An 8,668-nucleotide genomic window follows, 5' to 3' on the forward strand; every position below is an offset into this window, starting at 1 on the left:
TGAATGGCATTCAAGAGGTCAGCGGTTCGATCCCGCTTATCTCCACCAAAAGGAAAGAAAAACTCGTTTTGACGGAAGTTAAAACGAGTTTTTTCTTTTTCAGAACTGTGCAGATTGATATATCCGGTGAGTGCCATTCATGCACCTCCCTCCCCCTACGGGCGTTCCGAAAGGAGCGCCCGTTTTTTTATGCCCAAATACCAGGAGGCAGATTATGAGTTTTGATTATTACTATGGCGACGAGAGCAATCAATTTGCTTTCTACCGAATTCCCCGGCAACTTATCACCGGCGAGGACTTCAAAAAGCTGTCCACGGACGCCAAACTGCTGTATGGCCTCCTGCTGGACCGCATGGGTCTGTCTGCCAAGAATGGCTGGTATGACGAGGCAGGGCGTGTTTATATCTACTACACCCTGGATGAAATTCAGGAGGACCTGAACTGCGGCCATGAGAAAGCCGTCCGGCTCCTGGCGGAGTTAGACACCGGGAAAAAGGGTTTCGGCCTCATTGAGCGGGTCAAGCAGGGGCAGGGCCGCCCCACCAAAATCTATGTCAAGCGATTCACCACACGCACCAAGCCACCGCAACCCGCTGCCCCGCAAGAGGTTCCCAGACTTCCGATTTTCGGAAGTCAAGACTTCGGAAAATCAGAAGTCAAGAGTTCCGAAAAACAGAAGTCAAGACTTCCGGTTTTCAGAAGTGCAGACTTCCGAAAATCGGACGCAAGTTATATTAAATCTAATCAGACTGATCTCAGTCAGCTTGATCCATCTATCCATCCATCGGTTTCCAGGCCGTCCGAGCAAAGCGGATTGATAGATCGATGGAATTGCGTGAGAGAGGTGAAGGAGAACATTGAGTACGCCCACCTGTGTACGGAGTTCAACCAGAAAGATGTAGACGAGATGGTGGAGCTCATTACCGATATTCTCTGCACCACCCAGCCCACCGTGCGCATTGGGAGCGAGAATATACCGGCGGAGCAGGTCAAGGACCGGCTCCAGCGTTTGGACTGCGGCCACATGGAGTATGTCTTTGACTGCCTTCGGCGCAGCACCACCCAGGTCCGCAATATCCGGGCCTACCTGCTGACCGCCCTGTATAACGCTCCTGTGACCATCAACAGCTACTACCAGGCGGCGGCTCAACACGACTTCCCCCGCCCCCTGCTGGAATAACCCGGGGAGGTGAGCTGCTATGAGCCGCTATGTGACAGAGCACTATTCCAGCCGCCGGGAATACCTGGACTGGCTGGCGGAGGTCTATGGTGTAGAGCGAGCTGACGTGATCCTGTTGTCCTCGATCCTGGGAACCGATCAGGACTTCTACGGCCTTCCCAATGCTTTGGAGGGCTTCGCAGCCGAGGCCCGTCCTAAACAGCAAAAAGCCCCCTCAAATTGAGGTGACTTTTCAAAATAAAATATCAAAATCAAAAGGAGGAATCAGCCGATGGCGGATTCTAAGAAAAATCCTCTGATCGGAGCGTTCCGAGCCCCAGTACCCGGTACGCCGCCGGCGGATAAAAAGCCTGCCCCTCCGCCTCCGCCCGGAATCCAAGTCCCGGAGCCGACGGCACCGGAGAAAAAGCGGGATCAGGCGGCACCCGAAATACCTGCAAATGCCCCCGCCAAGCCCGCGGACGAGAAAAAAGAGCCTGGTCTCTCCAAGCCCCCTGCGGACTCCCCCGCCAAACCCACCAGCGAGAAGAAAGGCCCAGAGGCCCCCAAGGCCCCTGCGGATACCCCTGCCAAACCTGCCGGTAAGACGAAAAAACAGGAGCCCTCCAAGACCTCGGCGGATAGTCCAATTAAGCCCGCCACTGAGAAAAAGAAGGGCTCTGAATCTCCTAAGCCCCCAAAAGAGGAGCCTGCCAAGCCCAAGGCTGAGAAAGGGGTCCCTGAAGAAAACGGGCCGGATCAGAAACAGCCCGACAAGGGGCCTGAACATCGCTTCGTAGCCCTCTCCAAAATCAAACCTCTGCCCGGCACCTACGTCAAGGACGAGCCCCGGAAGGATTACAGCGGCCTGATTGCAGATATTAAGAAAAACGGCCTGCAAAAGCCCATCATTCTCCGCCAGAGTGAGAAAGAGGGCGAGTTCCAGCTGGTAGACGGCTTCCATCGCTGCAAGGCGCTGGAGCAGGCTGGAACGTTAGAGGTCCGGGCGGATGTGTATGAAATGACCCTGACCCAGGCTAACGAGTACCGCAAGGGGCACCGGGAGAAGCCGCTCATACCGATCCCCGGCAAGCTGGTCCCTTATCCTCCGAAGGAGCCCGCCAAGACCGAAAAAGCCACGGACGCCCCCGACGAAAAGCCTCATGAGGATGAACTGCCACAGGATCTGAAAATCCCACTGACCAAGGAGGGCCAGCCGGAGACTGTCACCACTATGAAAGTGACGAATATCCGGCCCTTTGAGGGGCACCCCTTCAGCGTCCGGGATGATAAGGACATGGATGAGCTGGTAGACAGTATCAAGAAGTTCGGTGTCCTGGAACCCGCTGTAGTCATCCCCCATAAGGACGGTGGGTACGAGATGGTCTCCGGCCACCGTCGTCTGCACGCCTGCCAGTTAGCCGGGGTCGAAACCATTCCCGTTATCGTCCGTAATTTAGACCGGGACGAGGCCATTATCTCCATGGTGGACGCCAACCTGAAGCGGGAGGAGATCACTCCCATGGAGAAGGCTCGGGCCTATAAGATGCGGACGGAGGCCATGAAGCGAAAGATGGGCCGCCGTACCAAGGAAGAGATCGCACAGGACGAGGCTATGGGGATCAAGCGCATGAACGCCGACGAAGAACTGGCCCAGAAGGTGGGTGAGAGCCCGGCCACCATCCAGCGCTATAAGGCGCTGAATAAGCTGGTCCCGGAACTCCAGGACATGGTGGATAGCGGGAAGATCCCGGTCAATACCGGGGCGGATATTGCCCAGATGAAGCCTGCGGAGCAGAAAGTGCTGGCAGACGCCATCCAGAAGGAGGACAAGGTGCCCTCCGGCAACAAGGCCAAGGCGCTGAAGGAAGAGAGCAAAGCCGGCAAACTGACCACCGAGAAAATCGAGCAGGCGGTAGCTCCCACCAAGCGGGAGGAAATGCCGCCGCTGAAGGTGATTCTCCTGGAGGAGGATCTGAGGCCCTACTTCCCGGATAAGAGGACGACCGTGCCTGACGCCAAACAGGGTATTTTTGAAGCGCTGAAACTGCGGCAGATGGCGAAAGAACGCCAGGAGCAGCAAGCCAAAGCCGCTGCCAAAAAAGGCGTGAAAAAGCCGGATGAACCGGCGAGGTGAGAGTTATGGCAGAGAAACGGATGTGTCAAAGCTACGAGATCATCGACAGCCAGCGGGTAGGCGATACGGAGGTGGTGCTGGGCTACAGCCCCACGGAAGTGTCACCCTATGTCACATGGAAGTGTTATGCCTATGATAATTTCCGGGGCTATAACTATGGCCGCTACTTTGGGGATGAAGAATCTGCCCGGAGGAACATGAAGCAGCGGGCGGAAGAACTGCGTGAGGAACTCCCTCCCGGCCACCCGGACTGGAAACCCCGGAGGCGGAACCGGGACCCCGGAATGAACCGATGACGCGCCCAGACCTGGGCGCTCTTTTTTTATCGGAAATTCCCCTCAATTTGAGGGGAGTTTCCGTCCGGAGGTGATGCTATGGATTTTCAGGAGCACATGGAGCGCGTGCGGAAATGGACAGACAAACTGGAGGCCGGTATCACAGACCTGTTTCAGAGTGACCAGTATGCGGCCTACCTTCGGGCTATTTCCAAGCTGCACCAATACAGCTACGGCAATATTCTGCTGATCAAGCTCCAGTGCCCGCACTTCTCCATGGTGGCGGGCTATGGGGACTGGAAGCGAAAATACGGCCGCCATGTCAAAGCGGGCGAGACCGGAATCACCATCTTGGCCCCCTGCCCCTACTGGACACGGGAGATGGTGGAAGAGATAGGCTCAGACGGCCAGACCACCAAAGAACAAAAGTGGGTGCGGAAAACCGGCTTTAAGACGGCCACAGTATTTGATATCAGCCAAACAGAGGGCCGGGAGATCCCCAGCCTGGGGGTAGAGGCCCTGACCGGCACCGTGGAGGGCTATGAAAAGCTGCTGTCCACACTGAAAACCCTCTCCCCTGTCCCAGTTGCCGAAGGGGCGTTGCCCCGCGGCGTCCACGGGGCCTACCACCACTTGGAGGCGAGGATTACCCTCAGCCCCGGCATGAGCCAGGCCCAGACAGTCAAGACCCTTATCCATGAAATCGCCCATGCCAAGCTGCACGCCCTCCCGGTAGAGGGCGGGATCATCGTGGGAGCCCACGAGAAGGGCCGCCCAACCCGCGAGGTGGAGGCGGAGAGCGTGGCCTACACCGTCTGCCAATACCTGGGCCTGGATACTGGGGATTACTCCTTCGGCTACATCGCCGGGTGGAGCAGCGGTAAAGAACAGAGGGAACTGCGGGCCTCTCTGGATTGTATCCGCAGCACCGCCGCCGAGCTGATCGGCGGCATTGAGAGCCAATGCCTGGATCGTCCGTCCCCGGAGCCCGCCTTCAAGCACCAGCGGAGACAGACTTCTAAAAGTGTCCCAAAGCTGCAAACACGCTGATTGACAATATGAAAGGATAGCAGACCATGTACCACCGTCTTTATCGGATTTTACTCAGAGCCTCGGCGCTGGCTCTTGTTCTTGTCTTGTCCGTCCCGGCCTTTGCGGCGACCGGCTCCGCCGCTTGGCAGGCAGAGCCAGGACGGCGTGAAACCATTACATACCCGTCGGGAGCCGATACCGGGTTGGATCCTTCAGAGCAGTTTATAACCTCCAGGCAGTGGGCCGCCATGCTGTGCGGAGCGTATTCCTCCGGAGGAGATAAAAAGGAGTTCTCCTGTCTGACAGAGGCGTTCCGCCGGGGTTGGCTGTCTACCGGTATGGTGACGGCACCGGACCTCTATTTATGCCGGGGCGCTTTGTTCCAGAGCGCTTTTGCGGCCGCCGGGCTGCCCCTCTACGACTATTCCCTCTATCCGGACGGAGAGTCCCTCTCTGTCTATGAAAACTGCCTGCGGGTTGGCGCGGAGCTGGGGCTGTGTCCAGCGGATGCCGAGCCGCTGGAATTGGTTACGCTGGAGGAGAGCGCCGCGCTCCTCCATGCGCTGCTGACCCGGGAGTTGGAGGTAGATGAGCCTCCCATGCTTGCAGAGCTGCCAATTCAAAACGATACGGGCGTCAACATGAACGGATACCTACTGGAGCTCTGCCGGGTGCCTGAAGCCATATTGAAGGTATTTGAGGATATGGGCTGGACTTATACGGTGAATTTCCCATACTTGTCCCAGTTGAGTGAACAAAATGGAGCGAGCTGCACCGGAGCGACAGTCTACAGTGCGAAACGAATCTATGTGTCCGAGGCCGAATCGACCCTCCATGAGTTCGGGCACTTCCTGGACTACGTCCTGCAACGCCCCTCAGAAAATGAGCGCTTCTTTGAACGGGAAGCACCTGCGGCATCGACCTTTCTGAGAGAGTATGCCCTGACCACCCCCAGAGAGTATTTTGCGGAATACTTTGCCTACTATTTGGCCTATTCCAGCCATGAGAAAAAAGTGGAGCAGATGAAGCGTCTCACACCAGAAACCTATGCGTACTTCTCCGCCTTGTCTGAAGCCGGATGGGCTCTCTCCGTCTGAACTGGTACACGCCCCAAACGGGGCGCTCTTTTTTGCACAGATTCCCCTCAAGTTAAGGGGAGATACACAATGCCATCCAGCGATTGAAAAGACAACACAGGGAGGGAAGCGGCATGAAACAGCAGGAACTTTATCGCTACTACTCCACCCAGCGGCCCGTGGATATCGGGACCTACCCCAAGGATGCGGATAATCCTCTGGTGGGCTTTCTGAACTATGATGACCGGATCAGTGTGGAACACGGCGCGTACCGGGCCTGGGGCGAGGTGATTTATCGCTTTCCGCTCACACCGGAGCAAATATATGCGTACGAGCTGCGTCCGGCCCGCGATAACCCGGATGTGCGCCGCACCATGAAGGCACAGGCCCAGGTTGTCGGCCGGTGGGAGGACAATAACAGGATTCCGCCCAGCCGGCGGTTGACCCAATGTGTGGGTATCAGCAATTATACCTTCGGTGACCGTGTAACTCCGGAGCAGCTGGCCGGGCGGTATCGGCTGGCGGAGGATATCCCCTTCGTTTCCCGCCGGGGCCCCCGGCCTAAAAAGTCCCCTCAAATTGAGGGGAGATAGGAGGCAGTATGAACCCCATCAACGCAAGCACAGAACGGTTTGAAGCCGTGGAGATCCTGACCGTGCCCGGTTTATTCACCACCCATCGGGTGGACCGGGCCACTGTCCCCTCCCGGATGTACCTCTATGAAATGCAGACAAACCCGGAGGACTGGGGCCAGCCCCGTCTGCTGGGACGGCACGTCACATCGGAGCACTTCGGTACCGTGCTCACCGCCAGCCCCCTTCCCCTGTCGCCCGGCGGCTATGTGGACCTGGCTCCCGGTGACTTTGACGAGCGCCAAGGATTGGAGCGTCTGACAGCGGCGGAGTTTGAGGCCAAATACCTGGATCCCAATTACCAGCCGCCCAGGCAGGCCGTTCCTCACCACTGTGCCGCCCGCACAAAACGGGCGCCTCGCCGGGGCCCGGTCAGATAGGAGGTGCGCATGGCCTATGGGAAGGAAAAATTTTTATGAAATTGGCCCCAGTGAAGGCTATCTCCGGGAAGGATCCTACCTGGAGGTCCGGCGGCAGATCAATTACCGGGGCGACAGGGCCGACTTCAAACCATTCCTCGATGTCCCCATCAAAGACCTGGTGAAGCAGCTGAAGGCCAGCCAGGCGGAGGAGAAAAAAGTCTTTGAGGAAATGAAAAAGGCCATCACCGCCTGGGATCAGCATGGGGCCCAAACGCTCCTGCTGCAAAAGGCAATCGAGTACCTGAGAACGCCGGAGGTGACGCACACCGGCAACGAGTGGAAGCGGCGCAAGGACGGCTCCTGGGAGATCAGCAATCTGGTCTACAAAATGACCTTTCAAATCGTCAGATGCGGAAATGAGTGGAAATTGACCTGGGAGCTCTCTTATACAGCCCCCGGCCTCTCCCAAGGATACTGGGGCTACACCCGGAGTCCCAGAGAGCGCATCGAGTACGAGGGGAGTAAGAAATATAAGACGTTGGAGGGGGCCCAGAGGTATATTCAGAGCAAGTTTGACCAGTACGGCAGCTGCTTCGAGACCCTCTCCCCGCCTGTCCCAGCCGAGGCCAAAGACCTGTTCTGTGTCAACGGCCAGCTCCTGCAAGGCTACTCCCTCATGCCGCCGTCACCACAAAAAGAGCCGGTCACCTTGGAGACCCTGCTGGACTGTCTGGAGGACGGCGACCTTGTTGCGGCCCCTCCAGAGAAAGATGCCGCCCCCGAGCCGGAACCCCTTCTGGAAGAAGAGCAGCCCGCTGTACTGGTCCCCAAGCCGGCCTCCGCGCAGACTCCACCGGAGGTCAAACAGGAGCGGGAACCGCCTCCGGCCAGGGCCGCACGCCCTGCCGCCAAGAAAACTCCGCTGCGCAAGCGGAACATGGCTATGGCGCGGTAGGAGGGCGCCATGGCATACACCCATATTACCCCGGGATGGAAGATCGAGGTGTCCGCCCACTACTATTTCGACAAAAAGACAGACCGCATTATGGAACTGATCCAACTGCCGCAGGAGGAATTAGCCGCCATGGAGGCGGCCAGCGTGAAGCGGGAGGAAGCCATCTTCTCCAGGTTTTTCAGCATAGAGGACGAGTGGAAGAAGCAAGCAGCTGAAACTGTCGCGCTCCGCAAGGCCAGGGAATATCTGCGTGCCTTGCCGGTTGAGCATACGTCCAACCAATGGAAAACCAATCAAGCCGGTTGGCAGGAATTGAGCAACATGGTCTACAAGATGTCCTACAGGATAGAGGAAAACAAAAAGCTAAATGGAGATGTGATCAACTACAAATTATCATGGCAGATCCATTATAACACCCTTCAGCATCCAACCCCGGACCTCACCGGCTCCGGCTGGCAGTTCGGCGGGCAGCGGGATAAGATCTTTGCCTCAAGGGATGAGCTGGACCGATACTTACAGGGCCGGATCAAAGCCTATTCCCATCTGTTTACGGAAATTTCACCGCCCATCCAAAAGAACCAGAAGGGCCGTTTCTGCGTCAACGGAGTCCTTCTTCCCGGCTATACCGTAGAGGTCACGGCGGAGGAGCGTTTGGAGGAACTGCTTTCCTTTTTGGACGATGACCTTTTTCCGGCAGAGGCGGCGCCTTCCCCTGACACTCCAGATACACCTCAATCTGATATACCCCAAGAGGAGGAATCCGAGATGAAGCAGACGTTACATACCATCCCGCGAAACCAAAGCCAGAACCGGGAGCCTGTTCCCAAACCGGACACCGCCCGGAAGGGGCCAAAGAAGCCCATCCATCGGAAAACGGCCCCGGCTCGGTGACAGCGGCGTTTACGCCGCTGTCCGCGCCAGCATGGCATTTTGACAGCAAAATGCCGCCGTTCAGGGGCTCCGCCCCTAAAACCCCGCGCCGCCGGAAACTCCCCTCAAATTGGGTCCGTTGACAAAGTAACAGTTTCCTCCATAGATAT

The 8,668-nt window shown here is 57.3% G+C and carries 10 protein-coding genes; all 10 read left to right on the forward strand.

The annotated features are described in order from the left end of the window. The first annotated feature begins 214 nt into the window (after positions 1 to 214). The 10 genes from QZ378_RS10990 (at position 215) to QZ378_RS11035 (ending at position 8,519) form a co-directional block, all read left to right on the forward strand. Complete coding sequence (locus QZ378_RS10990) at positions 215 to 1,180, forward strand: DUF6017 domain-containing protein (RefSeq protein WP_291258290.1); 966 nt, start codon at positions 215 to 217, stop codon at positions 1,178 to 1,180. 19 nt (positions 1,181 to 1,199) lie between these two features. Next, complete coding sequence (locus tag QZ378_RS10995) at positions 1,200 to 1,403, forward strand: hypothetical protein (RefSeq protein WP_291258291.1); 204 nt, start codon at positions 1,200 to 1,202, stop codon at positions 1,401 to 1,403. A gap of 48 nt (positions 1,404 to 1,451) precedes the next feature. Then, complete coding sequence (locus QZ378_RS11000; RefSeq protein WP_291258292.1) at positions 1,452 to 3,296, forward strand: ParB/RepB/Spo0J family partition protein; 1,845 nt, start codon at positions 1,452 to 1,454, stop codon at positions 3,294 to 3,296. 5 nt (positions 3,297 to 3,301) lie between these two features. Continuing rightward, on the forward strand, positions 3,302 to 3,592 hold the full coding sequence (locus QZ378_RS11005; protein WP_291258293.1) for a hypothetical protein: 291 nt from the start codon (positions 3,302 to 3,304) through the stop codon (positions 3,590 to 3,592). A gap of 78 nt (positions 3,593 to 3,670) precedes the next feature. After that, positions 3,671 to 4,621: an ArdC-like ssDNA-binding domain-containing protein gene (locus QZ378_RS11010; protein ID WP_291258294.1), complete on the forward strand. Its 951-nt coding sequence runs from the start codon at positions 3,671 to 3,673 to the stop codon at positions 4,619 to 4,621. Between the two features lie 26 nt (positions 4,622 to 4,647). Continuing rightward, positions 4,648 to 5,700, forward strand: a complete 1,053-nt coding sequence (locus tag QZ378_RS11015; RefSeq protein WP_291258295.1) for an S-layer homology domain-containing protein — start codon at positions 4,648 to 4,650, stop codon at positions 5,698 to 5,700. Positions 5,701 to 5,813: 113 nt separating this feature from the next. After that, positions 5,814 to 6,272, forward strand: a complete 459-nt coding sequence (locus QZ378_RS11020; RefSeq protein ID WP_291258296.1) for a hypothetical protein — start codon at positions 5,814 to 5,816, stop codon at positions 6,270 to 6,272. Positions 6,273 to 6,280: 8 nt separating this feature from the next. Further along, the gene (locus QZ378_RS11025; protein ID WP_291258297.1) at positions 6,281 to 6,691 is read left to right on the forward strand and encodes an LPD28 domain-containing protein; all 411 of its coding nucleotides are present in this window, start codon (positions 6,281 to 6,283) and stop codon (positions 6,689 to 6,691) included. 16 nt (positions 6,692 to 6,707) lie between these two features. Next, the gene (locus QZ378_RS11030; RefSeq protein WP_291258298.1) at positions 6,708 to 7,628 is read left to right on the forward strand and encodes a hypothetical protein; all 921 of its coding nucleotides are present in this window, start codon (positions 6,708 to 6,710) and stop codon (positions 7,626 to 7,628) included. A 9-nt stretch (positions 7,629 to 7,637) separates the two neighbouring features. Beyond that, a complete protein-coding gene (locus tag QZ378_RS11035; RefSeq protein WP_291258299.1) occupies positions 7,638 to 8,519 on the forward strand; it encodes a hypothetical protein in 882 nt (293 codons plus the stop codon). The last annotated feature ends 149 nt before the right edge of the window (positions 8,520 to 8,668 follow it).

Source organism: Flavonifractor sp. (genome assembly GCF_019422385.1).
Classification (GTDB): Bacteria; Bacillota; Clostridia; order Oscillospirales; family Oscillospiraceae; genus Flavonifractor; species Flavonifractor avistercoris.